The sequence below is a fragment of the Mycobacterium kyogaense genome (assembly GCF_003254575.1).
Classification (GTDB): Bacteria; Actinomycetota; Actinomycetes; order Mycobacteriales; family Mycobacteriaceae; genus Mycobacterium; species Mycobacterium kyogaense.
In genome coordinates this window covers 97,760-121,211 of sequence record NZ_QJUA01000007.1, presented here as the reverse complement: position 1 = coordinate 121,211, position 23,452 = coordinate 97,760, and the positions used below count along the sequence as shown (strand labels likewise).

Annotated in this window: 26 protein-coding genes; 15 read left to right on the top strand and 11 right to left on the bottom strand. The window is 68.2% G+C overall.

Features of this window, described 5'->3' with window-relative positions:
- Window positions 1-37: 37 nt before the first annotated feature.
- Complete coding sequence (locus DMB80_RS07835; protein WP_111509322.1) at window positions 38-595, bottom strand: type 1 glutamine amidotransferase domain-containing protein; 558 nt, start codon at window positions 593-595, stop codon at window positions 38-40.
- Window positions 596-661: 66 nt separating this feature from the next.
- Window positions 662-949: a hypothetical protein gene (locus DMB80_RS07830; protein WP_111509321.1), complete on the bottom strand. Its 288-nt coding sequence runs from the start codon at window positions 947-949 to the stop codon at window positions 662-664.
- Window positions 950-1,048: 99 nt separating this feature from the next.
- Here DMB80_RS07830 and DMB80_RS07825 point away from each other — a divergent pair, with 99 nt between their 5' ends.
- The gene (locus DMB80_RS07825; RefSeq protein WP_111509320.1) at window positions 1,049-1,753 is read left to right on the top strand and encodes a cutinase family protein; all 705 of its coding nucleotides are present in this window, start codon (window positions 1,049-1,051) and stop codon (window positions 1,751-1,753) included.
- 4 nt (window positions 1,754-1,757) lie between these two features.
- Here the strand turns inward: DMB80_RS07825 and DMB80_RS07820 are convergent, their stop codons facing one another.
- On the bottom strand, window positions 1,758-2,012 hold the full coding sequence (locus tag DMB80_RS07820) for a hypothetical protein (protein ID WP_111509319.1): 255 nt from the start codon (window positions 2,010-2,012) through the stop codon (window positions 1,758-1,760).
- 148 nt (window positions 2,013-2,160) lie between these two features.
- Here DMB80_RS07820 and DMB80_RS07815 point away from each other — a divergent pair, with 148 nt between their 5' ends.
- Both DMB80_RS07815 and DMB80_RS07810 read left to right on the top strand, forming a co-directional pair.
- Window positions 2,161-2,847 (top strand): HemK2/MTQ2 family protein methyltransferase, encoded by a 687-nt coding sequence (locus tag DMB80_RS07815; protein ID WP_111509318.1) that lies wholly within the window; start codon window positions 2,161-2,163, stop codon window positions 2,845-2,847.
- The gene (locus DMB80_RS07810) at window positions 2,844-3,074 is read left to right on the top strand and encodes a CDGSH iron-sulfur domain-containing protein (protein WP_111509317.1); all 231 of its coding nucleotides are present in this window, start codon (window positions 2,844-2,846) and stop codon (window positions 3,072-3,074) included. Before DMB80_RS07815 ends, DMB80_RS07810 begins: the two co-directional genes overlap by 4 nt.
- On the opposite strand, the gene DMB80_RS07805 is transcribed toward DMB80_RS07810, so the two are convergent.
- Complete coding sequence (locus DMB80_RS07805) at window positions 3,051-4,061, bottom strand: iron-containing redox enzyme family protein (protein ID WP_111509316.1); 1,011 nt, start codon at window positions 4,059-4,061, stop codon at window positions 3,051-3,053. The two genes, DMB80_RS07810 and DMB80_RS07805, sit on opposite strands and share 24 nt — an antisense overlap.
- Window positions 4,062-4,270: 209 nt before the next feature.
- Here DMB80_RS07805 and DMB80_RS07800 point away from each other — a divergent pair, with 209 nt between their 5' ends.
- Together DMB80_RS07800 and DMB80_RS07795 are read left to right on the top strand one after the other, a co-directional pair.
- The gene (locus DMB80_RS07800; protein ID WP_111509315.1) at window positions 4,271-5,263 is read left to right on the top strand and encodes a ferritin-like domain-containing protein; all 993 of its coding nucleotides are present in this window, start codon (window positions 4,271-4,273) and stop codon (window positions 5,261-5,263) included.
- A 162-nt stretch (window positions 5,264-5,425) separates the two neighbouring features.
- The gene (locus DMB80_RS07795; RefSeq protein WP_111509314.1) at window positions 5,426-6,664 is read left to right on the top strand and encodes a KasA/KasB family beta-ketoacyl-ACP synthase; all 1,239 of its coding nucleotides are present in this window, start codon (window positions 5,426-5,428) and stop codon (window positions 6,662-6,664) included.
- 3 nt (window positions 6,665-6,667) lie between these two features.
- Here the strand turns inward: DMB80_RS07795 and DMB80_RS07790 are convergent, their stop codons facing one another.
- Together DMB80_RS07790 and DMB80_RS07785 are read right to left on the bottom strand one after the other, a co-directional pair.
- Window positions 6,668-7,519: a hypothetical protein gene (locus tag DMB80_RS07790; protein WP_111509313.1), complete on the bottom strand. Its 852-nt coding sequence runs from the start codon at window positions 7,517-7,519 to the stop codon at window positions 6,668-6,670.
- Complete coding sequence (locus tag DMB80_RS07785) at window positions 7,516-7,722, bottom strand: hypothetical protein (protein ID WP_111509312.1); 207 nt, start codon at window positions 7,720-7,722, stop codon at window positions 7,516-7,518. Before DMB80_RS07785 ends, DMB80_RS07790 begins: the two co-directional genes overlap by 4 nt.
- A gap of 59 nt (window positions 7,723-7,781) precedes the next feature.
- Between DMB80_RS07785 and DMB80_RS07780 the strand changes: the two genes are divergently transcribed.
- The 7 genes from DMB80_RS07780 (at window position 7,782) to DMB80_RS07750 (ending at window position 13,106) form a co-directional block, all read left to right on the top strand.
- Window positions 7,782-8,498, top strand: a complete 717-nt coding sequence (locus DMB80_RS07780; RefSeq protein ID WP_111509311.1) for an NUDIX hydrolase — start codon at window positions 7,782-7,784, stop codon at window positions 8,496-8,498.
- A 49-nt stretch (window positions 8,499-8,547) separates the two neighbouring features.
- On the top strand, window positions 8,548-9,000 hold the full coding sequence (locus tag DMB80_RS07775; protein ID WP_111509310.1) for a hypothetical protein: 453 nt from the start codon (window positions 8,548-8,550) through the stop codon (window positions 8,998-9,000).
- Window positions 9,001-9,085: 85 nt separating this feature from the next.
- Window positions 9,086-9,886 (top strand): DeoR/GlpR family DNA-binding transcription regulator, encoded by an 801-nt coding sequence (locus DMB80_RS07770; protein ID WP_162938451.1) that lies wholly within the window; start codon window positions 9,086-9,088, stop codon window positions 9,884-9,886.
- Window positions 9,887-9,891: 5 nt separating this feature from the next.
- Entirely contained in the window at window positions 9,892-10,164 is a 273-nt protein-coding gene (locus tag DMB80_RS28795) for an FGGY family carbohydrate kinase (protein WP_162938450.1), read from the top strand.
- A complete protein-coding gene (locus DMB80_RS07760; protein ID WP_111509307.1) occupies window positions 10,124-11,410 on the top strand; it encodes a xylulokinase in 1,287 nt (428 codons plus the stop codon). Before DMB80_RS28795 ends, DMB80_RS07760 begins: the two co-directional genes overlap by 41 nt.
- On the top strand, window positions 11,407-12,444 hold the full coding sequence (locus DMB80_RS07755) for a zinc-dependent alcohol dehydrogenase (RefSeq protein WP_111509306.1): 1,038 nt from the start codon (window positions 11,407-11,409) through the stop codon (window positions 12,442-12,444). Before DMB80_RS07760 ends, DMB80_RS07755 begins: the two co-directional genes overlap by 4 nt.
- On the top strand, window positions 12,441-13,106 hold the full coding sequence (locus DMB80_RS07750; protein WP_240431057.1) for a class II aldolase/adducin family protein: 666 nt from the start codon (window positions 12,441-12,443) through the stop codon (window positions 13,104-13,106). Before DMB80_RS07755 ends, DMB80_RS07750 begins: the two co-directional genes overlap by 4 nt.
- A gap of 49 nt (window positions 13,107-13,155) precedes the next feature.
- Here DMB80_RS07750 and DMB80_RS07745 read toward each other — a convergent pair whose 3' ends face one another.
- From DMB80_RS07745 to DMB80_RS07730, 4 genes are all read right to left on the bottom strand, one after another.
- Entirely contained in the window at window positions 13,156-14,205 is a 1,050-nt protein-coding gene (locus DMB80_RS07745; RefSeq protein WP_111509305.1) for a substrate-binding domain-containing protein, read from the bottom strand.
- 64 nt (window positions 14,206-14,269) lie between these two features.
- A complete protein-coding gene (locus tag DMB80_RS07740) occupies window positions 14,270-15,310 on the bottom strand; it encodes an ABC transporter permease (protein ID WP_111509304.1) in 1,041 nt (346 codons plus the stop codon).
- Complete coding sequence (locus DMB80_RS07735) at window positions 15,307-16,851, bottom strand: sugar ABC transporter ATP-binding protein (RefSeq protein WP_111509303.1); 1,545 nt, start codon at window positions 16,849-16,851, stop codon at window positions 15,307-15,309. Before DMB80_RS07735 ends, DMB80_RS07740 begins: the two co-directional genes overlap by 4 nt.
- Complete coding sequence (locus tag DMB80_RS07730; protein WP_240431065.1) at window positions 16,848-17,837, bottom strand: NAD(P)-dependent alcohol dehydrogenase; 990 nt, start codon at window positions 17,835-17,837, stop codon at window positions 16,848-16,850. Before DMB80_RS07730 ends, DMB80_RS07735 begins: the two co-directional genes overlap by 4 nt.
- 197 nt (window positions 17,838-18,034) lie before the next feature.
- Here DMB80_RS07730 and DMB80_RS07725 point away from each other — a divergent pair, with 197 nt between their 5' ends.
- The 3 genes from DMB80_RS07725 to DMB80_RS07715 all read left to right on the top strand — a co-directional run bounded on the left by DMB80_RS07725 (window position 18,035) and on the right by DMB80_RS07715 (window position 22,191).
- Window positions 18,035-18,991: a sugar-binding transcriptional regulator gene (locus DMB80_RS07725; protein WP_111509301.1), complete on the top strand. Its 957-nt coding sequence runs from the start codon at window positions 18,035-18,037 to the stop codon at window positions 18,989-18,991.
- A complete protein-coding gene (locus DMB80_RS07720; RefSeq protein ID WP_111509300.1) occupies window positions 18,988-19,752 on the top strand; it encodes an SDR family oxidoreductase in 765 nt (254 codons plus the stop codon). The genes DMB80_RS07725 and DMB80_RS07720 overlap by 4 nt, the downstream gene beginning before the upstream one ends.
- A 522-nt stretch (window positions 19,753-20,274) precedes the next feature.
- Window positions 20,275-22,191 carry an NHL repeat-containing protein gene (locus DMB80_RS07715; RefSeq protein ID WP_111509299.1) on the top strand — a complete coding sequence of 639 codons (1,917 nt, stop codon included), beginning with the start codon at window positions 20,275-20,277 and terminating at the stop codon, window positions 22,189-22,191.
- Here the strand turns inward: DMB80_RS07715 and DMB80_RS07710 are convergent.
- A complete protein-coding gene (locus DMB80_RS07710) occupies window positions 22,188-23,360 on the bottom strand; it encodes a mechanosensitive ion channel family protein (RefSeq protein WP_111509298.1) in 1,173 nt (390 codons plus the stop codon). The genes DMB80_RS07715 and DMB80_RS07710 overlap by 4 nt on opposite strands.
- Window positions 23,361-23,452 lie beyond the last annotated feature (92 nt).

Sequence of the window (23,452 nt, the reverse complement as noted above, 5' to 3'; positions counted from 1 at the left end):
TTAACCGCCGCGGGAGGGTTGAAACTTCGGGTCAGCCTCAGGTGTGTGCCGGGGTTTCGGCGAAACGATCGGTGATGGTCTGGCAGAAGGCCGGCAGATCGTCGGGTGAGCGGCTGGTGATCAGGTTGCCGTCGACGCAGACCTCTTGGTCGACGACCGTCGCACCCGCGTTGCGCAGATCGGTGCGCAGACTGGGGTAGGAGGTCAGCGTCCGGTCCGCGACGACGCCGGCTTCGAGAAGCACCCACGGCGCGTGGCAGATCGCGGCCACCGGTTTTCCGGATCGGACGAATTCGCCGACGAAGGCGACGGCCGTCTCGTCGAGGCGCAGCTTGTCGCCGTTGACGGTGCCGCCGGGGATGACGAGTGCGTCGTACTCGTCCACGCCGGCGTCACTGACCAGCCGGTCGACCTCGATGGTTCCCGCCGGTTCGAGGTCGTGGTTGCGCGCGTCGATGTCGCCGTCGCTGAGCGACAGCAACTCGACGCGACCACCGGCCTCGGTGACGGCATCGCGGGGCCGCTCGAGTTCGACCTTCTCCACTCCGTCGGTGGCGAGGAAAGCGATTCGGCGGCCGTTCAGCTCGTTGGGCATGGTGGCGTCCTTTCGTCGGCTGTGCGGGCGGTTACCCGCTGGCCGGGGATCGAATCCCGCCGATGCTCAGGCCGACTCCGGTCCGTCAGCATGCGGGGTCGGACTCTGCGCCGACTCCCACTTGGACTCCAGTGAGCGGGTGACCCGGGTCCCGGCGGCGAATCGTTGCTGAAACGTCTCACCGTCACCGTCGTCCTCGAGCGTCACGAGATAGCCCTCGTCGTCGGCAACGATGTGCACCACCTTGTACTGCCGCTCGCCGTCGCCGCGGTCGGCGGTGACGATGTCACCGGGCGCGACGTCGTCGATGGGGTCCGTGGACGTCGGATCGGAAAAGGGGTCGGCGTCAGACATGCGTCGACCGTAACCGACAGCGCCGTTTGCTCAGCAACGACGGGGGTACAGCTGAACTGGCGCCACTGACCGCGCGTCAGTCCCAGAGAGGAATCCTTGATGACACGTCGACAGTGGGCCCGAGCCGCCGCAACGTTGATCGCTGCTACCGCCGCCGTGTCGGGGGGCGCTGCCGCTGCTCCGACGGCAGCCGCCCAGGAATGTCCGGATGTCGAGGTGGTGTTCGCGCGCGGAACAAGTGAAGCGCCGGGTGTCGGCAATGTCGGACAGGCGTTCGTCGATGCCGTGCGTGCGCAGGCCGCGCCCCGCACGGTCGGCGTGTACGCGGTGAACTACGCGGCATCCAACAACTTCTCGGCCCGCACCGAAATCGCTCAGACCGTGATCGACGGCATCAACGACGAGGCCGGTCACGTCCAGGCCATGGCGGCGAACTGTCCGAACACCCGCATGGTGCTCGGTGGCTACTCGCAGGGTGCGCTGGTGTCGGGATTCACGACCTCCGATGTGGTCCCGGCCATGGTGCCGACCGCGATAGCGCCACGTCCAATGCCGCCGGCGGTCGCCGATCACGTGGCCGCGGTGGTGCTGTTCGGGACTCCGTCGGGGACGTTCCTGGAACGCTATGGCGCCCCGGCCATCACGATCGGTCCGCGGTACGAGGACAAGACGCTGCAGTTGTGCGCGCAGGGCGACACGATCTGCGACGGCGCCCCCGATGGCGGCCCGACCGTGGCGCACGCCCTGTACCCGGTCAACGGGATGGTCAACGAGGGAGCGGCGTACGCCGTCGGTCGGCTGTAGAGCATCACGCCCCGGCAGGCACCGGGTAACGGTCGTTGACGTCGGCGTTGGTGTCTTTGCGGGCGCAGTGCGCGCAACAGAAGATGCCCTCGTCGGTCTCGATGCCGTGGCCGAGAATCCGGCAACCGCAATGGCCGCACTCGAGCGCCACCTGCATGCTGGCGCACTCGATGCTGTCGAACGTCGCTGACCGGCCGTCCGGCCATGTCACGGTGAATGCCTTGTCGTAGTCGTTTCCGCACGTCGCGCAGATGGTCATGATGAGCCCTCTCTGTCGGTGGTTGTCACAGCCGCGCAGCGGATTCCCGCGCCATGTCACGACAAACAGAAGTTTGACCGGTTCAAGAGAGGGCATCAATTTGGGGCGATGCCGCCCCCGGTGTCGTCATCGTCGGCAAGGAGCGCACGTGACCACCGCATACACCGATCTCGGCACCACTGAGGCTGGAGTCTATCCGCCGCAGGAAGATTCGCATCTGCTGACCGACGTGATGATCGCCGCTGGGCTCGCCCCCGGCGCGAAGGTGGCCGATCTGTGTACCGGTAGCGGAGTGGTGGCTCTGGCCGCCGCGCAGGCCGATGCGGCCGAGGTGACCGCATTCGACATCTGCCCCACGGCCGTGGCCCATGCCCGGCGCAGCGCGACCGCCGCCGGTGCGAACCTGGCCGTGCATCGCGGGTCCTGGGCACGCGCAAGGGAATTCGGACCATTCGATCTGGTGCTGGCCAACCCGCCATACGTGCCCCAGGCGCCGGTCGACGACACCGACGAGATCCCGGCTGATGCCGGGCCGTCGCAGGCATGGAATGCCGGCGCCGACGGACGATTGGTGCTGGATCCGATGTGCACCGCCGCGCCGCACCTGCTCGCCGAGGGTGGCACGATGCTGATCGTGCACTCGGAGTGCTCGAATGCCGAGCAGACAGTGACGGCGTTGCGCCGCGAAGGCCTGGCCGCCGATATCGTTGCCCAGCAGATGATTCCGTTCGGCCCGGTGATGTCGGCGCGGGCCGACTGGTTGATGAGCGTGGGTCTGCTGCCGCAGGGTGCCACGATGGAACGCATCATCGTGATCCGGGCGGACGCACCGTGACAGAGCCATTGGCGCGCACCGTGCGCGTCGTGCCCGGCGGCCCGGTGATGGTGGAAGGTCCTGTGCGCGTGGAACTCCCGGACGGTTCGGTCGTGGAGTCGGACAGGTTCATGGTGGCCATCTGCGCATGCCGTCGCTCGAAGACCTATCCGCTCTGCGACACCAGCCATCGCCGCAGGCAACGCGCCGCGGCAGACGAGGACTCAGTCCAGAGCGCGGCGGAGTGAGCCGACTCCCGCGTTCCAGCTCTCCATGAGGTGATCGGCCAGCCGACCCTCGACGAGGTCGAACGCCCGGATACCGAACACCACGTCGGCGTCCAACTCGGGTTCGCGGGCGACCAGGTCACCCACCACATCTGTGCGCACCACCTGCTCGTGTACCGCGTCGGCTTCGACATGCTCGCGGTAGAAGGCGGCGCACTCGTCGGGCGCGCCCATGCGCTCCAGCGCGGCGACCATGCGCTTGGACCCGGGAGGAGACGTCACCTCGGTGGCCGCGAAATGCCCGACCGCGGCACCGCGTAACCGGCGGTGCAGACCGAACATCGACATCAGGTTCACCACGGCCAGGGACGGCGCCGGCACGTCGGGGAGATACCCGAGATAGGTGGTGTCCAGCCCGGCCGCGGCCATCAGATCGGCGAACAGTTGCTGGTGCAGCCGGGCGCCCTTGCCGCCCCCGAATTCATCGAATTCGACAGCGACGAACGATGCCTTGGCTTGCCCGGTGAGGCGCGGGATGGCCCACGCGTGCGGGTCGCCTTCCTTCAAGTGGTACAGCGAGCGGTGGGCGAAGTATTCGCGCATCTGCTCCCAGGTGCCGTTGTCGCGCAAGTAGTAGGACGGTCCAGTGCCGCCGACCGGCTCGACGCAGAGGGCGTCGAGCTCGTCAAGTGCGCTGGTTTCCGGCTCGATGTTCCCGACGCCGCGCCGCACGTCGTCGAGGAACAGATCCTCCAGGCGGCTGCGCAGATAGAGCAGCCCGGGGTTCCATTCCCAGCCGGCGTCCACGCCGGCGAAGCCGCGGTAGTGCAGCTCGTAGCAGAGGTAGAGCGCCAGCTGTAGATCGATGCCGGCGGGGTCGGCGTCGGCCAGCGACGTCTCGACTTTCGTCAGATACCGCAGCGGGGCTCGCTCGTTCAGCAGCTCGATCACTGACAGCGAGATCGGCCCGCGGGGTTCGGGCAACACGGGGTGGACCATCGTCGGCATCACGGCTGCGACATACCCCTCGGCGGTCGGGCCAAACGGGTCGTCCGCAGTACCCACAGGGCGTGCTTGATCACACGTGGATGCTGTCTATTTCACATTTCCGGGGTTGAGCTGTCGAGCCCCCCGGTCCGTGGGTAGCCCACTACCAGGCGCACACAAGTGCCAGTGACCGAAGCACAAGCCAACACCTGAAGGGGTGACGAGAACACATGGCCACCACGGCTACCACCGAGTCCACCGCCATCGAAGCCAAGAAGGCCACGCTGATCGCTCAGCTGCGCACGATCCTCGACCTGACCAACACAGAGATCCAGGTCGCGGAGACCCGCATCGCACAGGCCCGTACCGACGCCGTCCGGCGCGAGCTGACCCAGAACGCCGAGAACGGACGGGACCGCGCCGAGCAGATCGAGCAGGCGATCCGCGACCTCGGCGGTTTCCCAGACGTCATCGGTCCGTTCCTCGGCCGCGCCGCCGCCGCGGTCAAGGCCCTCACCGAGCAGGCTGCCCCGTTCGACGAGGCGCTGCTGGGCGACCTCGCGCTCGAAGATCAGCTGCTGGACCGCTCGCGCTACGTCAAAGCCCTCGCAGTCGCTGCCAAGGACAAGGACGTCGAGGCGCTCGCCGAGCGGCTCATCACGGCGCACTCGGCGACCGTCGCATGGTTGACCACCGTGCTCGCCGAGGATGCACTCGGCGGCCCCGCAGCACTGCGCCGCACCCCGCTGCAGGCTGCCGCGGGCCTGACGGTCAAGGTGCTGAACCTGCCGTTCACCTGGTCCGTGGAGCGCGCGGAGCGGGCCGTCGAAGCAGTGCGCTCGGTGCGTCCGGCCGTGGGTGACCTCGTCGACCGCGGCACCCGTAGCAGCGAGATCGCGGCGAAGGCGCTGGCCGGGGCACGCAACTCGGCTCTGGAAGCCGCCGAGCGGATCACCCGTGAGCAGGGCGCCGAGGAAGTGGCTGACGTGATCCACGCGGCGCGCGGCGCCGCCGGAGTGCTCGACAGCGACGAGCTGCCCATCGCCGATTACGACGAGCTGAACCAGGCCGATGCGGTGGCTGCGATCAAGGATCTGGCCGACGCCTCCGACATCCGCGTGATCGTGTCGTACGAGGAAGCGCACAAGAACCGCCAGCGCGTGGTCTCTGCGGCGCAGACCCGGTTGGCCGCCATCGCGCAGGAAGTCGTCGGCATCAGCTGATCACTGCCACACGTGTGCCGGCGCGGAATCCTTCGGGGTTCCGCGCCGGTGCCGTCTCAGCGGCCAGGGGCGCCTTCTGACAGAGGCTGCCTTGACGGCACGCGCACGTCTCGTTAGAGAATTGTTGGTGATGTTCCGACGGGTCGAGGGGATTCGCACGACATGACAGCCACAGCTGACCGACCGGCCGTCGTGGTGACAGCGTTGGCGGCGACGACCGCTCTCGCCGCCGACGTCGAGGAGTCGTGGGCCGCACTGCTCAACGGCAAAAGCGGGATCAGCCTCATCGAAGACCGGATGCTCGACCAGTTCCCGGTGCCGGTGACCATCGGCGGATTGGTCCGAGAGGACTTCGACTCCCAGCTCAGCCGTGTGGAAGTCCGGCGACTGTCGTACATGCAGAAGATGGCTCTGGTGTTGAACCGGCGGCTGTGGACGGCCGCGGGCGCCCCCGAGGTCGACACCCGCCGGCTACTCGTCTCGGTGAGCCACGCCTACGGATCCACGCAAGACCTCTGGACCGCCTGGGAGGAGTTCAAAGCTCGCGGCATGCGGGCGGTCTCCCCGCTGGCCGTCCAGATGCACATGCCCAACGCGCCCGCTGCCGCGGTCGGTTTGGACCGCCAGGCCAAAGCGGGTGTCATTGCGCCCACCAGCGGCGACGCCTCCGGCTCGGCAGCCATCGCCGAGGCGTGGCGGCTGATCACGCTCGGTGAGGCCGACGTCGCGATCTGTGGCGGCGTCGAGTCGCGGATCGAACCGGTGCCGATCGCTGCTTTCGACAACATGGGGCTGCTGTCCCACCGCAACGACGACCCGGTGGGCGCGAGCCGCCCGTTCGACAGGAATCGCGACGGCATGGTGTTCGGCGAGGGCGGCGCGTTGCTGCTGCTGGAAACCGAGGAGCATGCCAGGGCGCGCGGGGCGACGATTCTGGGCCGATTGCTCGGGGTGGGCACCACCTCGGACACCGCCGACTTGATCAAGCCGAATCCGGACGGACAGATGGCCGCCGCGGCGCTGAGCCGGGCGCTCGAGCTCGCCGCCGTGGAACCGCGTGATGTGGATGCTGTGATCGCCCACGCCGCCGGTACGCGCGCCGGCGATCTCGCCGAAGCCCGCGCTCTGCACGCTGTGCTGGGGACGCATCGGCCCGCCGTGACCGCCCCGAAGGCCGCGCTGGGCCATGCCATGGGCGCGTCGGGTGCCGTGGCCGCGGCGCTGACCGTGCAGTCGCTGCGCGACGGTGTGCTGGCGCCGACGCTCAACTACGACACCCCTGACCCCGACATCGACCTGGATGTGGTCGCCGGTGAACGCCGTCCCGGTGACTACCGCTACGCGGTCTCGAACACGCTGGGGTTCGGCGGTCACAACGTGTCCCTGGTCTTCGGGCGGTAGCCCTCACCTGATCAGGTACTCCTGGCCCGGCATGAACGGGCCGAGCAATTCGTCGCGGGCCCCATGGGAACGCACGGTCTCGGCGAACGGATCGCCTGCGTGCATCGCGAGCAGCAGCTGATCCGCGCCGAACCAGTCGCGCTGCACGACGTCGCGCTGGGCTGCGGGCGTGCTCTCGTTGAGCGCCCACATGGAGATGAAGAGATCGGCCGCGACGTCCATATCGGACATCAGGCCGATCGGCACCACATTGATCCTGCCTCGAGCCACGGTGACGGGGGCAGTCGTGTGCAGTTCAACGCGTTCCGCACCTATCGTGGCGCTCAGGTAGAGCCATTGCAGAGCGGAGAACACCGGCGTGTCCAGCAGGACCACTGTCGGTTCACCGCCGTGGCAGCGGATGAGCAGACGGGCCAGACTGCCGAAGCCCGCACCCCATTCGACGATGGTGTCGATGTCGCGCAAGGGCCGTCCGGTCGCTTCCTGGAAGCGCAGCAGGTGATGTAGCTGATGAACGGTGTTCGACGACGTCCGCACCGATCCACCCGGCACCTCCACCGTCGGCGGCATGCCCACCGGGTCTTCGGTCAGCAGTGAGACATCATCGAGATGTGCCAGCACGTAGGGCAATTCATGGTGCAACAGGCGGTCGCCGACGAACATCTGATAGCGGATGGCGGGGTGCCGCAGGAAGTCCCACGGCGGAACGGGCAGCAAGAAACTCGCCAGGTCCGCGTTGCGTTGCGCCCAGTCGGCCCGCACGTATCGAGTGGTCGTGCACTCCTGCACCGCGGCGAGCTTTTCGGCGAATTGCGCTGCGAGACGGTCGAACTGCGTCTGCTTTGCGACGGTCATCGCGGTGTCGCCGTGCTCGGGTGCTCGCCGTGGGTCAAGGGCGGCGTGTGCTCGATCAACCCGGCGAACGCGTGCGGGAACACCAGCCGACACAGCCGATTCAGTGCGTGCTGCCGGTCGGAGTCCGAGGCGGCGTCGATCTCGTGCGGCAATCGATCGAGTTCGGTGTGGTCGCGCTTCTGCCGGGTCAAGACACTCGTCATGGCCGGCCGACATACCCGCCATCTCCGGCCCCAACCGTCGCCGGCGCTAGTCTCGAGCGGTGACCCTGGTCTACGACGAGACGCTCCGCGAGCGTGTCAGGGACAACCTGTCCGCGCACGAGCGGCGCACCGTCTCCGATCCCGCCAAGCGGCGGGCTGCCGTGGCGGTGGTGCTGGTCGACTCCGTCGTCGGAGAGGACCGGGTCGATCCGGCCCCGGTGGACGATTGGATCGCCGGCCGACCGATGCCCGAGAACCTGGACGGGCGAATGGTCGATGTGTCTGGCGGTGCGTCGTTCCTGTTGTGTCGCAGAACGTCTCGGCTGTCCACCCACGCCGCACAGTGGGCGCTGCCCGGTGGCCGGCTGGACCCGGGGGAGAGCGCCGTCGATGCGGCGTTGCGCGAGCTCGACGAGGAGGTCGGCGTGGCGCTGCCCGAGACCGCGGTGCTCGGCCTGCTCGACGACTATCCGACCCGGTCCGGGTACGTCATCACCCCGGTCGTGGTGTGGGGTGGCGGCCGGCTGGATCTGCGGCCGTCACCCGACGAGGTGGTGGCGGTGTACCGGGTCGGACTGCACCAACTGCTCCGCGAGGACTCGCCGCGGTTCATCACGATCCCGGAGAGCCCGCGGCCCGTCGTGCAGATCCCGTTGGGCAACGATCTGATCCACGCGCCGACAGGGGCGGTGCTGTTGCAGTTGCGTTGGTTGGGGCTCGAGGGGCGTGCTGACCCGGTCGACGAGCTCGAGCAGCCGGTGTTCGCCTGGCGGTGAGCTGACGTCGGTGTTTCTGCCGACAACGGGCCGGGTAGCCACAGCCACGATGGCCACCACACACCTGCCCGGCAGGCACCGCCTCTCGACCGCACCGGCACACGCCGGACCGCGGTGGGGCTTGGCGTCGATGATCGTGGCCGCAGGTATGGGGGGATGGTTGCTCGCCGTCGCGGGACCCGACGGTCCCCGGGCGATGACGGTGACGACACCGCCGCCGGCTGCCGTCCCGGCTGTCCAGGACATCCAGCGGGCCGGTTGGGTGACCGAGGTGTCGCCGACGTCTCTGACCACTGCCGATGCCGCCGGACACACCACCACGTTCTCGATCACCTCCGAGACCGCACAGATCCACGGGCCGGGCTCCACGGCGTTCCGGCCCGCACAGCACGTCGTCGTGGTCGGTGTGGTGCGCGACGGGGCGCCGGTGGCGACGGCGATCGCCGATGGTGGCGCCGCGGCGGGCGACGGCCGGCCGATGGATTACCAGCTGCCGAACTGACTTCTCCCGCTTTCTTGCCATCCTCACATCTCTGTTGTTAGTTTTGTGATGTTCGGTGCGAAGTTGCGGTGCGCAAGGAGGAGCGGTGACGTCCACCCCGCCCATGCGTGTCAGCGCCAACACCGCTCGCCGCACCGAGATCGCGCAGTTCGTCCGCGCCAAGGGCACGGCCCGCATCGACGAACTGGCCCATGAATTCGGCGTCAGCACCATGACCATCCATCGCGATCTCGACCACCTCCACCAGGTGGGTCTGCTGCGAAAGGTGCGTTCCGGTGCCGAGGCACCGCCCACCGAGGCGTTCGAACGCAACATCGAACTGCGTCGTGTCCTCAACCTCGCCGAGAAGCAAGCTGTCGCCAGAGCCGGGGTGGCCTGGGCAAGCGACCGCATCGACATGACCGCGGTGGCCCTCGACGACAGCACCACCGCCCTGCACGTGGTGCCGCTGCTCTCCTCGCACCTGCCGCTCACGGTGATCACCAACTTTCTGCCCGCCATCAACGACCTCTCGACCGACGCGCGAGTGCGCCTGAACGCCATCGGTGGCGACTTCGTCCCGGAGTTCTCCTCGTTCCTGGGCCCGCAGGCCATCCGGGCACTCCGCGACGTGCACTACGACGTGCTGTTCATGTCGGTGCCGGCACTTTCGCGCGGCAGGTGCTTCCATCCCTCGAGTGCCGCAGCACAACTCAAGCGAGCCTTCATGGACAGTGCCGAGTTGCGGGTGTTGCTGATCGACCACAGCAAGGTCTCCCGGCGCGCGATACACCGCATCTGCGATGTGGCGGACTTCGACGTCGTCGTCGTCGATTCCGGAATAGACCCTGACGAGCACCGCCGTCTCGACGACGCCGGGGCGAACATCCTGGTGGCCGAATCGTGAGCACCGTGGCAGCACCTCTGGTCATCGCGGTCGACTGCTCGACAACCGCCGCCAAGGCGATCGTGGTCGACGCCGAAGGTCGCGTGGTGGGTTCCGGCAGCCAGGCACTGGACACCCGGAGCCCGGTCCCGCACTGGTTCGAGCAGGACGCCACCCAGTGGTGGACGGCCACCGACGCTGCCATCCGCGCTGCGCTGCAAGATATTTGCGGATCGCAGCACTGTCGCGGCGGTCTGCGTGACGCATCAACGGGAGAGCTTCGTCTGCCTCGACGGTGACGAAACGCCGATCCGGCCGGCGATCCTGTGGCTGGACGGTCGCGCCGAGGCCGAGGTTCGGACCTATGGCACCGAGCGCGTGGAGCTGCTGTCGGGCAAGCCCGCCGACATCACCCCCGGTCTCTACAAGCTGCTCTGGCTGCGCGACCACGAACCCGAGACGATGGCGCGCAGTAGTCGCGTCGCCGATGTCCACTCCTACCTGGTACACACGATGACCGGCAGGTGGGTGTCGAGCACTGCCTCGGTCGATCCGCTGGCCGTGATCGACCAGAGCACCGGCGATTACAGTGACGAGCTACTCGAGCTCGCCGGGCTGCGCCGTGACCAGCTGCCCGAACTCGTCCCGAGTGGAACCACGATCGCAACGCTGCGGCCACAGGTCGCCGAGGTGTGGGGCGTCAGTCACGACGTCGCGGTCATCGCCGGCACCGGCGACGGCCAGGCCGGCGGAATCGGCTTGGGCGTGACGGATCCGGGCGCGGCCTACCTGGTGCTCGGCACGGCCGTGGTGATCGGCAGCGAGACGAAGTCCTATGTTCCGGCACGCGCGTACCGATCGATGATCTCGGCCATGCCGGGCCAGTCCACCGTCGAGACGTTCAGCTCGTCGGGGACCTACCTGTCGACCTGGTTCCGGCGCGAATTCGGCGATCCCGGTCTGGCCGGCGCACCCGACCCGGCGCTGGAGTGCGCCGCCGCGGCCCTGCCCATCGGCAGCGAACGGCTGATGACGCTGCCGTACTGGAACGGAGCGCAGACCCCGCACTGGGACGGGCAGGCTTCCGGAGTGACGTTGGGCTGGCAGGGATGTCACACCCGCGCCCACTTCTACCGGTCCCTACTCGAGGGCATCGCGCTCGAGTTGCGCCTGCAGCTCGACGGACTCGAAGCCGCGCGCGGTGAGCCGGTCGAGGTGATGCGGGCGACCGGCGGCGGAGCCCGCAGCGCGCTGTGGACGCAGATCCTCGCCGACGTGTTCGACCGGCCGCTGGAGGTGTGCGCCACCGCCGAAGTGAGCGCGCTCGGCGCGGCCGCGATCGCGCTGACCGCAGTCGGCGCCTACGACACTTTGCCCGCCGCAGCGGCGGCGGTCAGCACCACCGACGCCGTGGTGACTCCGCGGCCCGATTCGGCCGCTGCCTACCGGCGGCTGCGCGCGCTCTACGAGCGCGTCTACGCGCAGACCCGCGACCTGCTCCACACCCTGCACGAAACACCACTGTCGAAGGAGATCTCACCGTGAGAGCCGCCATGTTCTACGGTCCCGGCGAACTGAAGCTGGAGGACATCGGCTCCACCGAGCCTGGACCGGGCGAGATCCTCGTCGAGGTGCGCGCCGCCGCGACGTGCGGCACCGACCTCAAGTCCTACCGACGCGGCCACCCCAAGCTGTTCCCCACGCTGCCGTCGCGATTCGGCCACGAGTTCGCCGGCGTGGTCACCGCCGTCGGCGACGGTGTCGAGACCTTCGCCGCCGGCGATCGGGTCACCGCGGCCAACACCGTGCCGTGCGGCTACTGCTGGGCGTGCATCCGCCATCGCGAAAGCCTCTGCGAGAATCTCGAATTCCTCAACGGCGCCTTCGCCGAGGAAGTGGTGATCCCCGCCGCGATCGTGGCCCGCAACACCTACACGCTGCCCGACGACCTCGACTTCGCCGACGCCGCACCACTCGAGCCGCTGGCCACGGTCGTGCACGGCATGGCCGAGACGGGCATCGAGCTCGGTGACACCGTCGTCGTGCACGGGGCCGGGCCGATCGGGCTGATGTTCGTCCGGCTCGCCACCCTGCGGGGCGCCAACGTGATCTCCGTCGACCAGTCACCGTGGCGGTTGCAGCAGGCCGTCCGCGCCGGCGCGGTCGACACGATCGACCTGTCCGAGGTCTCCGACTTCGAAGACCGTGTCGCGCTGATCAAACGGCACACCCCGCACGGCCGCGGCGCCGACGTCGGCATCGAGGCGGTCGGACTGCCGCAGGTGTGGGAGCAGACCGTCCGAACGCTGCGCCCCGGCGCGACGGCCGTGCTGTTCGGCGGAACACCCGCCGGCGCAGCGTTTTCCGTCGACTCCAGCGCGATGCACTACGAGGAGTACACCCTCAAGGGCGTGTTCCACCACACCCCCAACTACGTGCGCACCGCCGTCGAGTTGCTGTCCAGCCGCAAAGTGGACGGCTCGATGCTGGTGACCGAGCGCCGGCCGCTCTCCGAGCTGGTGCCCAGCCTGGAGGACATGGCCGCCGGCCGCGGATCGAAATACATTCTCGAACCATGAGACCGCGAACCATTCAATTCGAGGAGCAGCGGCAGCAGGTCGTCGACGCCTGCCGGTACCTGAGCCGCTCGGGCCTGGTCGTCGGCACGGCAGGCAATGTGTCGATCCGGGTCGACGACGTCCTCGTGATCTCGCCGAGTGGGGTGGACTACGAGGCGATGTCGGCGCGTGATGTCGGCATCCACGACCTGGACGGCAACGCCGTCGACGCGGTGCTGGCCCCGTCCAGCGAGCTGGCACTGCACCTGGCGGTGTACCGATCCTCGGAGCACACCGCCGTCGTGCACACCCATGCCCCGGCGTCGACCGCGCTGTCCACCGTCGTCGACGAAGTCCCTGCGTCGCACTACTATTCGGCGCTGTTCGGCGGCCCTGTCCGGGTCGCTCCCTACGCCACGTTCGGCACCCAGCAGCTGGCCGACAACGTCAGTGCTGCACTGCGGGGCCGCAACGCGGCACTGATGGGCAATCACGGCGCCGTGCTGGCCGGTGCGGCACTGCCCAAGGTGCTGAACCTGGTGCCCTATCTCGAGTACGTGTGCGACGTGCAGTTGCGGGCCATGGCCACCGGCGCGCCGGTGCGGGTCCTCGACGACGCCGAGATCGCCGAGGTCGGCAGGCTGCTGTCCGGCTACGGGCAACAGGCGTCCGGGAAGGACTGACGAAAGAGGGGCCGGCCGCAGTGCGACCGGCCCCACTTCGTGTGGTGCGTCAGGGCTGCTTCTGCCCCGGAATTCCCTCGTAGGCGATGTCACCGCTCTTGAGGTTCTGTGCGGTCAGCTCCGAGAGTCCGTCGAGGAACTTCTGCCGGTCGGTCACCACGTGCTCGATCGCGACGTCGACGTTGTCCTTGGTGATGGCGGGCATCACGTACACGGGCTTGGTGTTGACCTCTTCCTTCTTGGCCAGCGAGTTGGCCACCGCGAGCCCCGCGGAGAGCTCCACGGTGCCGTTCTGCAGTGAGGTGCCGATGAACTCGCCACTCTTCACCGCGTTGAGGCCGTCCTCGATGCCGTCGATGCCGACGATCGGGACGTCGCTGCGGCCGGACTCCTTGAGCGCCTGCAGCGCACCGAGACCCATGTCGTCGTTCTCGGAGACGACGGCGTTGATCTGCGGGCCGAAGCCGGAGATCCAGTTCTTCATCTTGTTGACGGCCTCGTCGCGCTTCCAGTTGGCCGTGTCCTTGGCCAGCACCTTGATGTCCGGGTACTTGGCCAGCACGTTGTTGATGCCCTTGGTGCGGTCCAGCTCACCGGACTGACCCAGCGGGCCCTGCAGGATCACGATGTTGCCCTTACCACCGAGGTGGTCGGCCATCATCTGCATTTCCTGCTCACCGGCTTTGACGTCGTCGGGCTGTACGCTGCCGGCGACATCGGGGTTGTTCAGCGCGGCGTTGACGGCCACCAGCGGGATGCCCTTGGCCTTGGCGCTGGCGACCTGCGGGCCCAGCGAATCCGCCTGGATGGGCACGACGATGATCGCGTCGACACCCTGATTCACCATCGAGTCGATCTGGCTGGCCTGCGTGGAGACGTCGAGATTGGCCGAGTTCCAGACCAATTCGATGTTGTTGTTCTTGGCGTAGGCCTCCATGCCCTCTTTGCCCGCGGTGATGAACGAGCTCATGTCGTACACCGTGACACCGATGCGCTTGGTGTCCGCGTTGGACGTGGTGTCTCCGGCGCCGCACGCGGTCAGCGCGGCACCGACGACACCGGCCGAGGCCATCGCCGCGAACTTGGTGATCAATCTCATGGGTTCTCTCTTCTTTCGATTTCGACAGTGAAACGTGGTGCAGAGATGGATGATTCGGTTCGCCTCAGGTACGCCTCCTGGAGGACCAGACGTCGACCGCGACCGCGGCGACGATCAGCACACCCTTGATGACGTCCTGCCAATAGGCCGGCACCACGAGGATGTCGAGACCGTTGTTCAGCGTCATGATCATGAACAGGCCCAGTGCGGTGCCCCAGATGCTGCCGCGTCCACCCATCAGGCTGGCGCCGCCGATCACGACGGCCGCGATGGCGTCGAGTTCGTAGCCTTGTCCCAGGTTCGGCGGACCGGAGATGACGCGCGAGGCGAGCATGACGCCCGAGAGTCCGGCCAGCAGACCGGAGATCGCGTAGACGCTGAACAACACGTTCTTGGCGTTGATGCCGGCGATCTCGGCCGCGTTGCGGTTGCCGCCCACCGCGTAGACCCGCATGCCGTAGGTGGTGCGCTTCATGATGATCGCCAGCGCGATGATGCCGATGATCATCAGCAGCACCGGAATCTGCAGACCGAGGATCTTGGTGTTGGCGATGGAGCCGAACTCGGCGGGCAGCCCGTTGATCGGCGCGCCACCGCCGATGACATATGCCAGACCGGAGCCTGCTGTCAGGGTGCCGAGCGTGGCGATGAACGGGGGAACGTTGATGCGCGAGACCAGGAATCCGTTGACGCACCCGACGGCCAGGCCGACCAGGACGGCCACCAGCACGGTCATCCACACCTGACCCGGATTGGCCTTGGCGGTCGCAGCGGCCGACATCGCCGACACCGCGATCACGCTGCCCACCGAGAGGTCGATACCGCCGGTCAGGATCACCAGCGTCTGACCGAGCGCGATCAGCGCGAACGGTGCCGCGGCGACCAGGATCGTGATCAGGTTGTCAGGGGTGGAGAAGCGCGCGCTCCGGTAGCTGAAGTAGGCGATGACCAGCAGCACCACGATCACCATGGAGTACCGCAGGAGCATGCCCGAAATCCATTGGCGAGAGAACAATTTCACCGGCTCGCCGGTGATCGGCGAGGTGACGGTCGGCGCAGCCGACGGGCCGGGAGGCTGCGCGCTGCTGTCGACGTCGGTACTCATGAAGCCTCCTGCTTCGGGGTGGTCGTTGATTTGCTGTCGAGTGCGGTGGCCAGGCGGAACACGGATTCCTGGACCTCGGGGTGGTCGAGTGCGTCGCGGTCGAGTTCGCCGACGAACGTGCCCTCGCGCATCACGAACGCGCGATGGGACAGCCCGACGATCTCAGGCATGTCCGACGAGGCCATCAGCACCGCCATCCCGTTGGCCGCGAACTCGGTGACGATGCGGTAGATCTCGCTGCGGGCGCCGACGTCGACACCGCGGGTCGGCTCGTCGAGCAGCAGTACGTTCACGTCGCCGGTGAGCCAGCGCGCCAGCACCACCTTCTGCTGATTACCGCCGGAGAGCGTGCCGACCTCCTGGCTGAGTCCGCGGGTCTTGAGGCGTACCGACGACATCACGTCGGACACCGCCTTGTTGCGCGCGCGGCCCCGCAGCCAACCGGCCAGCGAGAACGACGACAGCCGGGGCAGAGTCCCGTTGTCCAGCACGCTCATCGAGAGCACGACTCCGGAGAGCTTGCGATCCTCGGGCACCATCGCCATGCCCGCGGTGATCGCCGCGGCGGGCTGGTTGCGCTTGACGGTCTTGCCGCGCACGGTGATCTGACCGGCGCTGCTGGACCGGGCGCCGAAGATCGCCTCCAGCAGCTCGGTGCGGCCTGCGCCGACGAGACCGGCCAAACCCACGATCTCGCCGGCGTGCACTGTGAACGACACCGGGCCCGAGGCGCCGTCGACCTGCAGGTCGCGCACCTCCAGGACGGGGTCGGTGCCCGGTGTCGGGCGGTCGGGAAAAAGAGCGTCCAGTTCGCGGCCGATCATCGCGGTGACGATGTCGTCGTCGCTGACGTCGGCGATCTGCTTGTCGAGGATCAGCCCACCGTCGCGCAGCACCACGACGCGGTCGGCGATCGCGCGGATCTCGGCCATCTTGTGGGTCGTGTACACCATCGCGACGCCGTGCTCGCGCAGCCGGCGCACCACCTTGTAGAGACCTTCGACCTCACGTTCGGAGATCGCGGAGGTGGGCTCGTCGAGCATCACCACCTGTGCGCCGGTGCGGGCGGCCTTGACGATCTCGACGATCTGGCGCAGCCCGACAGGCAGGCTCCCCATCCGTGCCGACGGGTCGATCTCGACACCGAACACGCCCAGCGCATCGCGGGCCTGGTCGATCATCGCGCGCCGGTTCAGGAACGGTCCGACGGTGAGTTCGCGCCCCACGAAGAGGTTTTCGTAGACCGACATGTTCTCGATCGATGCGAGTTCCTGAGGCACGATCGCCACGCCGTGGCGCACCGCGTCCTTGGTGTTGCCCGGTGTCAGTGTCGCGTCGCCGACGGTGACGGTGCCGTGATCGGCGCTGTACTGACCGCTGATGATCTTCATCAGCGTGGACTTGCCCGCGCCGTTCTCGCCCGCGAGCGCGGTGACCGTGCCCGGCTGCAGATCCAGCGTGATGCCCTCGAGGACCGGCACGCCGCCGAAGCTCTTGCGAATGTCGTTGCAGCGCAACAGCGCTGCTGTCGGTGAGGTCATCGGGGCTCCACGATCGATTTCAGGCTGGCCGGATCGGAATCGCTGTCGAGCGCCTCGCCGACGTGCTCGAGGTCGTAACGGCCTGTCACCATCGCGTCGAGGTCGACGGCGCCGCTGGACACCAGGTGGATGGCTGCGGGCCAGGTGTCGGTGTAGCGGAAGATCCCGGTGAGGTTGATCTCGTTGTTGGCGATGTGGGCGACAGGCAGCGGGTATTCGTCGGCGCCCATGCCGACCAACACGACGTGCCCGGCCGGTCCGACCGCCTTGATCCCGCTGGCTACCGCCGCGGGCACGCCCGTGGCGTCGACGAATGCGTCCACGGGATCGATGGCGGCGACGTCGACGGCGGTGGGATCGAGCACCTCGGTTGCGCCGAACTGCAGGGCCTTCTCTCGGCGGGAGGCCACGAGGTCGGTGACGACGATGCGGGCGGCCCCGAAAGCGCGGGCAGTCTGTGCGCAGATGACGCCGATCGGTCCGGCACCGGCGATCAGGATCGACGTGCCGGGGGCCACGTGCGCCTTGCGCATGGTGGCGATGGCGACCGACAGGGGCTCGAGCAGCGCGGCGGCATCGTCGGACATCGAATCCGGCACCGGGTGGGCCATGTCGTCGTCGGTCAGCACGTAGCGGCAGAAGGCGCCGTCGATCGGCGGGGTGGCATAGAACTCGATGTGGGCGCACAGGTTGTAGCGGCCTGCCCGGCACTGCGTGCACCGCCGGCACGGATGCTGCGGTTCGACGGCGACGCGCTGGCCGACCCGGGTCGGGTCGACGCCGGCGCCGACCGCGGCGATACGCCCGGAGAGCTCGTGACCGAGGATCATCGGCTCTTCGACGACGAAATCGCCGATGCGGCCGTGCCGGTAGTAGTGCACGTCCGAGCCGCACACCCCGACCGCGGCGACCTCGACGAGGACCTGATGATCCCCCGGGGTCGGCACCGGTCGATCCTCGATCTGCAGGGCGCCGACGCCGGTCATAACACTGGCCCTCATGGTGGCGGGGGTCTTCACGACGTCAGAACTCACCACGGTCACATCGCACTCCCTCGCGCTCATCTGTTACGGGAACCGCTCATTTGATCCTTGTGATGTGGATCATTCTCTGGGCTATGCTCACATGTCAAGCAGGTGTGCTCATATGAGCAGGACTGTCGGTGCGATCGAGCGGAGGTGAGATGGGACCGGACGAGCTGTTCCAGCGCGCCGTCATCGCCCGCCGCTACTACCTGGAGGGCCGCACCCGCGTCGAGATCGCCGAGGAATTCGGCCTGTCTCGCTTCAAAGTCGCCCGCATGCTGGAAGAAGCACTCGAATCCGGAATGGTCGAGATCACGATCCACGACCCGGGCGCCATCGATGTCGAGCTGTCCACCGCGCTGCAGAAGCGCTACTCGCTCCAGCACGCCTACGCCGTCGTCGGTCAGTCGAAGAACACCGCCGACCGGGTCGAAGCCGTGGCCAAGGCGATGGCCGACCTGCTGCACTCGGTTCTGCGCAAAGGCGACGTGATCGGCATCGACTGTGGCCGCACGATGACCCGCATCGCGCCCTACCTCCACGATCTGCCGCGCTGCGACGTCGTCCAGCTCACCGGTCTGGCCGGCGGACTAACCTCCAACGGCGCCGACCTGACCCGGCGCATCACCGAGGTGACCGGCGGCGAATCGTGGCCGCTCTACGCGCCCTATGTCGTCGCCGACGCCCGCACGGCCCGGAGTCTGGCCAGCACCCCGCCGATCAAGGATGCGTTCGCCAATCACTCCCGGGTCACCTGCGCACTCGTGTCCGTCGGCGGCTGGACCGCCGAGGCCTCACAGGTGTACACGTCGGTGGACGAGGACGAGGCCGCCGCACTGTACGACGCGGGGGTGCGAGCCGAGACCTGTGGCCTGCTGCTCGACGAGAACGGCCGACGCATCGCCGGTCTCGACGAGCGCCGCATGGGCATCACCGAACAGGAGCTGCGCGCCATCCCCACCGTCATCGCGATCTGCGCCGGCGCCGAGAAGATCGTCGCCACCCGGGCCGTGCTGCGCTCCGGGCTGATCTCCGCATTGGTGACCGACACCGAGATCGCGGCCGCGGTCCTTGACTCGGACCTCGTTCCTGACAGCGAAAGGACTTCACCATGACCGAGCCGGTAGTCGACCTGAATTTCCCGCTCACCGGTAAGACCGCGATGGTGACCGGCGGCGCGTCGGGCATCGGTGCGGCCATCGCCGCAGCGTTCGCCACCAAGGGCGCCCGCGTCGCCGTCGTCGACCTGGACGCAACGGCGGCCCAGCAGCGCGCGGCTGAATTGGGTTCCGACAACAGGGGATTCGGCGCCGATGTCGCCGATCCGGCGTCGGTCACCGCGGCGGTCGACGGCGTGGTCGCCGCGTTCGGTCGCATCGACATCCTGGTCAACAGTGCGGGCATCGTGATGCTCGCGCCCGCCGAGGAACTGTCCCTCGACGCATGGACCAAGACGATCGCGGTCAACCTCACCGGGACCTTCCTCGTCAGCCAGGCGGTCGGGCAGCACATGATCGCGGCCGGCAGCGGGGCGATCGTCAACATGGCCTCCCAGGCTGCGACGGTGGCGCTCGATCAGCACGTCGCCTACTGCGCGTCGAAGTTCGGCGTCGTCGGCGTGTCGAAGGTGCTGGCCTCGGAGTGGGGGCCGCGGGGGGTGCGGGTGAACACGATCTCGCCGACCGTGGTGCTCACCGAGCTGGGGCGCAAGGCGTGGGACGGCCCCCGCGGTGACGAGCTGAAGAAGCAGATTCCCACCGGCCGCTTCGCCTATCCCGACGAAATCGCGGCTGCTGCAGTCTTTCTCGCCAGCGACGCGGCAGCGATGATCACCGGGGCCGACCTGCTGATCGACGGTGGCTACACGATCCGGTGAGCCGGGGGGCCGAAAACCCTTCCCGCGGAACTGCTAGCCGCGCTATGTTTGCCGGACGACAACAGGGGGAGTCGGCCAATGGCGGCAGAGAAAAACATCGGGCGGGTGGGCGCGCTGGCGGTTGCGCTGGGTATCGGGTCCGCCATCGCGGCGTGGCCGGCAGTCGCAGGGGCGGCACCCGACACGGGTGGTTCGGCCGGTGCGTCGGCCACTGCGGTTGGCACATCCCAGGCCTCCAGCCGGTCTCCGCACAAGCGCGCCCCCAAACGGGTTGCGGCAGCGTCAAAATCTGATTCCGATACCGGAACCACGACCGCCGAACGCCCCGGTAAAGCATCCGGTGACACCGCGGAGCAGGCCGCCGGAAGCTTGCGCGTGCATCGCCCGAAGGCCTCCTCGCCCACGGCCCCAGGGGTCGATGACACGCCCGAAGCCACCTCTGACCGCGACGATGCGACACCACTGCACTCTCCCCGTCGCTCCCCGTTCCGGAGTTTGCCGGAATCGGCTGATCCACCCGCCGTGGCGGATGTGACCGGCCCCGCGCCGGTGGCGACGGTGTTGCGGTCGCTGTTCGCCCCGCATGCCCCTGCGCAGCGTCCCGACACACCGGACGCGCCGGCCGCCGCGCCCGTGCTGTGGACGATGCTCGGCCAGGTTCGACGGCAGGTCGCCGAGGGCCGTGACCTCGGGACCACCGGCCCGCAGACCAGCACCTCCCAGACCGTGGCCGCCGCATCGGTGCCCATCCCGGGTCAACCGAAGGGCCCCGTCGTCGTCGGCGCAGACGGAACCCTCTATCAGGTCACCTCCGACGCGACGGGCACCCGCGTCAGCATTCTCGACAGCGACGGGAACGTCGTCACCACCACGGGGTATCTGCCCGGAGGGGCGGTGGGCTCGCGCGTCGACTCGATTGCGGCGCGGCCGGACGGCACGCTGCTCGTGTCCACGGTCAACGGCGGGCTGAGGAACCGGTCGACGATCTCCGCGATCGACAACCAGGGCGAGGTCACCACCGTCGCCCGTCTCACCGGCGGAGCGGGTGGTTTGACCGTCGGCGCGGACGGATCGGTCTACACCAGGACCACCATCACCGTGCCCTTCATCCCCTACGGGAGCTATGAGTACCGCTTCGTCCGCATCTCGCCTGACGACACCGTGCGGTCATTGCCGCCCCGCACCTCGTTGACGCTGGCCGACGACGGCACCGCCTACCTGTTGTCGAGCAGGTTCGGCGGCTCCACGCTGTACGCGTTCGACACCGCAGGGAAGTCGAAGACGATCCTTCTGCCCTACTCCGCCTCCGCCCTCGGCGAGCCGGTGCTCGGCCCGGACGGCACGCTGTATCTGCCTGCTTCCGTCTCATGGTTCGGCAGCCAGAGCACCCGGCTCTACACCGTCTACGGCACCTCGAACACCGTGCGCACCCTGCCGGGTCTGGCCGGGGTCACCGTGACGACCGACGACGGCGTCTACCTCGAGACGCACACCTATCCCGGAGCCAAGGACAACGGTGTCGACGGCACCACCTACATCTCCAAGCTCACCCGAACCGACATCGACACCCTGGCCGCCATCGACGGCCGCATCTCGGCGTTGACCGGCTTCCAGGTGACCCCGGCGGGCGCCGTGTACGCCCCGCTCGTCGACCCCACCGCGGGCACCACCGCGGTCGCAGTCTTCGACGCCGCGGGGAACCGCACGACCGTGGTCCTGCCCGGCACGATGCCCGCCGACCCCGGGTTCGTCCAGGCGATCGGCGAGGGTCCGCATGCCGACGAGTTCGGTTACGTCAGGTATTCCGCGGGCGGCTCAGACCATGTCGCTGTCCTGGCCGCCGACGGGACGGTAACGCGGACCGTCGACCTCCCGCAGGGCGCCACCGTCGACGGCCCGGTGTTCTTCGGTCCCGACGGCACGCCCTATGCGGTGGTGAGGTACCCCGCCGGCACTCTGCCCCCGGACACGTTGGCCACCCAGGTCCTGTCACTGGCGAACGACTCGCTGACCCCGACGGTGCCCAACGGGGGCACCCCGAACTTCGTCGACGTCCAGTTCGCGCCCGACGGGACGGGCTACCTCCTGACCAAGGCGAATTCCGCGAACTTCAGCGGGGTCAGGATCACCGGCTTCGACGCGTCCGGCGCGACGGGCGCGACCCTGACGGTCACCAACCCGATCCTGGTCGGCGGCACGAAGCCCCTGGTGTTCGCCCCCGACGGCACGGACTATGTCGTCGACTACGGTCCGAGCGGCGGCGCGGTGTACGCCCTCACGGCGTCGGGCGTCACCAAAGTGCTCGACATCCCCTACGCTGCGGGCACATACGCCGTGGGCGTTGTGATCGGCGCGGATGGCACGCCGTACCTGACCACAGGCTCGAATGCGGACAACAGCACCACCGTCACGCCCATCACGTCGGGCCTTTCGGTCTAGCCGGTCTTCTCGAACGCGCGGCCACGCCGGTCGGCGTCCGCGCTGCCGCTGAAGAGGCCCGAATCTGCTTGCGGTGCGCCGGGATAGCCGCCGTCGTAGGTGTCGGCGCGGTCGGTGGAGGTCTGGTGCTCGATGCGCCGGCACGGCAGAGCCCCCGGGTTGGTGCGCTGGAGCCACGCCACCATGCCTTCGCGCACATCGCACCGCAGGTCGAACAGCTGCGCCGCGTTGGACGCACTGACCAGCATCCGTACCCGCACGACACCCTCGACGGCGTCGGTGACCTGCAGGACACCCACACGTCCGTCCCACTTCTCGTTGGCCCGCAGCAGCCGGTCCAGTTCGGCGCGCATCGCGTCGAACGGCACGGTGAAATCGACGTCGAGTTCCGCGGTGCCCAGCAGCTGGGTGGCGTTGCGGGTCCAGTTCTGGAACGGCGTCGTGGTGAAGTACGTGCACGGCAGGACCAGCCGGCGCTCGTCCCACAGGTGCACGACGACGTACGTCAGCGTGATCTCCTCGATGCGGCCCCATTCCTCTTCGAGCACCACCACGTCTCCGACGCGAATCGCGTCGGAGAAGGCGATCTGGATGCCCGCGAACACCGAACCCAGCGAGGTCTGGGCCGCCAGGCCGGCGACCACGGTCAGCACGCCGGCAGAGGCGAACACCGTCTTGCCGATGTCGCTGAACGACGGAAACGTCATCAACGCCGCGGCCGCGCCGAGCACCGCCACGGCGAGCCGGCGCAGCGTGGTGACCTGGGTACGGATCTTGCGGCGGTGCCGGTCTGCATCGGTCAGCCCGGTGTCGCCGCCGGCGAACCGGTCGATCACCTGCCGTTCGGCCACCACCAGCAGACTCGCCACCAACCAGGTGACCGTACCGATCAGCGCGATCACCAGCGTGTGGTCCAGCCAGCCGCGCCAGCCGGCCTGCCCGTCGGACACACGCCGCACCGCAGCTGACGCCGCGATGACCACCAGGGTCGCCCGCAGGGGCCGCCGCGTCAGGTCGGCGACGTCATGCAGCACACGGCTGCGCCGACCCAGCCGCTGGAGCAGCCAGGACAACGACAGCCCGAGCGCATAGGCCAGCCCGGCAGCGCCGGCCACCCACGCTGCGGCAGTGGCCAGATGGGTCGCGGGCGCGAAAGTCACTTCGTCCACAGGAAATACAGCTCCTCGGGATGGGGGTTCGCGCCGAGGGAGGTGTCGTCATCGACAGAGTCGGCGCGTGATGTGCGTTCCCGGCTGCCGCG